Below are 2,806 nucleotides of genomic sequence, written 5' to 3'. Positions count from 1 at the left end.
CGCCGACTGACTGCAACACCAGCCCCACCAACCACAACACGAGTTACGAGACATCCCTTAGGCCCACTCCGGGCAAAGGGATGGACCTCGCCACGGGCGCATTCGTCCTGGCGGGACTCGCCGGCACAGTCGCAGCTGCCCTTCTGCTCCTGCATCGTCGTCGACGGCGCGCTTACCGGCCCGGCAGCGATGACCAGGAACCCCTGCCCCCGCTCGCTCCGGTGGTACACGCACTACGACTCGCCGACGACCAGACACGGATGGAGGACGAGGCCGGCTCCGCAGGAGCGTCCGCTCCCGACATCAGGGGCGTGCGCTCGCCCGAGGTGGAGCTGGCCGTGATCGATGGGCACGCTTCCGCCGCGGACGTGGCGGCTCTGCACGGGCTTGGACTGACCGGAGCCGGTGCCGAGGCGGCCGTCCGTGCCTTGCTGATCCATCTGGTCGCCGACACCGGTCCCACCGTCTTCATGCCTCGGCCCGACGCCATACGGTTGCTCGGGCCGGACCTCCCCGAGTCCTCCCGCCTTCGGATCACGCCCGACCTGGACACCGCGATCGCCGCGATCGAGGACTCGCCGCCCGGCTCGACCGCCCTGGTCGCTTCCGTTTCCGGCCCCCACCCTCAGCTTGAGGCTTTGGTCGCCGACGCCGACCGTCACGTCATCGGGGTCCTACTAGGACACTGGCCCGCGGGAGGAACCTTGCGGATCGGTGCCGACGGCATCGTGACGGCTGCCAGTCCGATTCTCGCGAGCTTGGTGGGTGCCCGCATGTTCCACCTCGACGCCCAGGACACCCGGGACCTCATCACGTTGTTCGCCGAGGCCACGGGTCCTACTGAGGAGCCGCCTTCGACTCCGGAAACGACAGAACCGTCTCGCCAGGAACAGTCGGGGCCTGCCCTCGACGACGTGACGGACGACAGCTCCGATCACGCCAGGAAGCCGTTCGCCCTATCGCTACTCGGCCAGGTTTCCCTGTACTACCGGCAGGAAGCAAACGGAGAACAAGACCTGACGGAGCGGCTGGCGCCAAAGCAACGCGCACTGCTCGTCTTCCTCGCACTGCATCCGCAAGGGACCACCCGCGAGGTGGTGCACGAAGCGCTGTGGCCACAGGCTGGAGGACGCCGCCCGTTCAACGCGTACTACGCCACGCTCTCCCAGATTCGCAAGGCGCTGAAGGACACTACGGGAAACGAGGACGACCTACTCATCCAGCACGGCGAGCACATTGGCCTGAACCCTGAAGTCATCGAAGTCGACTACTGGGATTTTGAGGAAGCCAATCACGCTCGGCGTACCGCCAGAACGGATGAGGAACGCGTCGCGGCCTGGGCGAGGCTCGCCGCGCTCTACCACGGAGATCTGGCCGAGGACCTCACCGCGCTCTGGATCGAGGGGCCGCGTGAGGCCGCGCATCGCAGCGCGCTGGACGCGCTCGCGGGTCTCGCCGCGCACTACCGGACCAGCGATCCGCACCGTCGGCTCCAGCTCCTCGAGCACGCCCGACTCCTCAGCCCGGAGAACGAAGAGATCTACCGGGACATCATGCGTGTCCAGGCCGAACTCGGAATGACCGACGCGATCAGCCGGACTCACCATCTACTCGCAAGCATGCTCGCCGAAACCGGTGACCGGCCGGCCGCGGCTACCACGCTGCTGGCCCGTGCCCTGCAGACCGAGGGACAGCGGAGGCGGGCGGAGACCTCGTCAATCCCGAATCACCCGTCGTGACCCGAGCCCTCCTGCCGACGACGGCGAGCCCGTTCGAGCAAGTCCTCGTGCTCGACAGCCCACTCCAGCGCAGCCCAGGAACGCCTACCGAGGAGATCCTTCAACTCCGGGCTCAGCTCGTACCACACCGACCGCGGAACTGACGAGTTGTCTTCGTTTCGCGTCAGGAGGCCGTCAGCCTCCATGCGATGCAGCGTCTCGGAAAACACTTCCCGCGACAATGTGCTGTCCCTGCGCGACCACCGGTGGATGAGCTTCAATTCCCGCGCGCTCACGAATAGGTCGTTGAAGCGTTTAGGCCCGTTCCACAGTGCGACCACGATATCCGGGACCCATTTTCCCTGGAGCCATTGGATCAGGTCGAAACCTCTGGATAGTTCCTCCGAACCGACTTCCATTCTTCCCCTCCGATGTTCGCGACGGTACGCTGATTGGAGAAGGCATTCGTCCGGTCCCGCGCCGGGACCAATGCCAACAGCGCCACCTGAGTGCCCATGATCGCCGCTCGCGGCCGTGAAGACACGAGTATTTCTACTCAGAGGCACGAGAATCACCCAGTTGCGTGAGATCTGGACGAACAGGCTGTCCTCGGCTCGTGCTTCTTCGCTTGCCGGTCCATCTTCCCAGCCTCGTGGCTGTGGACTTGCCGATTAAGCGGGAAGCCCCTCTGTGTGGACAAGACGCAGGTCGGGTGGGGCCCGTCCCTTCCTGTTGTCTCCAAGCCTCGGTATCCCCCGGAAGGGGTATCAGTACTGGGGCGAGGTTGGGCGTGGCAGTTGACTCGGCTCGGCTCGTGTGGGTGTTGATGTCGCGTCGGCCGAGTCGAGCTGGTCTTGTTCTCGACATTCGGTTCGCGTCAATCTTCCTTTGTGTGTAGACGGAGTTGCCCCAGTCCTGGCCTTTGTTCATTTCGCTGTTGGTTCTATTTGCCTGCGTAATGACTTTCCGAAGTTGTCGTCGTGTGCAGCGCGTCTACGATCATGGAGACGTGAGGTTGCCGAAGCGAGGCTAAGAGCGTGTCTCACTTGGATCTTGAGGGAGGTGTGGGCAAGATCGTGGCGTGATGG

General features: G+C 64.6%; 2 protein-coding genes. One reads left to right on the top strand and one right to left on the bottom strand.

Annotated features, from left to right (window positions below; genetic code table 11):
• A partial coding sequence (locus tag ABFX51_RS22730; RefSeq protein ID WP_428832493.1) for an AfsR/SARP family transcriptional regulator occupies window positions 1-1,739 on the top strand: 1,739 nt, incomplete at its 5' end.
• Here the strand turns inward: ABFX51_RS22730 and ABFX51_RS22725 are convergent.
• Window positions 1,727-2,137, bottom strand: coding sequence for a winged helix-turn-helix transcriptional regulator (locus tag ABFX51_RS22725; protein ID WP_346054847.1), 411 nt, complete (start codon window positions 2,135-2,137; stop codon window positions 1,727-1,729). The genes ABFX51_RS22730 and ABFX51_RS22725 overlap by 13 nt on opposite strands.
• Between the last annotated feature and the right edge of the window lie 669 nt (window positions 2,138-2,806).

Source organism: Amycolatopsis dongchuanensis, assembly GCF_039542405.1.
Taxonomy (GTDB): domain Bacteria; phylum Actinomycetota; class Actinomycetes; order Mycobacteriales; family Pseudonocardiaceae; genus Amycolatopsis_E; species Amycolatopsis_E sacchari.
Note: the sequence above shows the minus strand (reverse complement) of the source record. Positions and strands in the feature narration are given on the sequence as shown.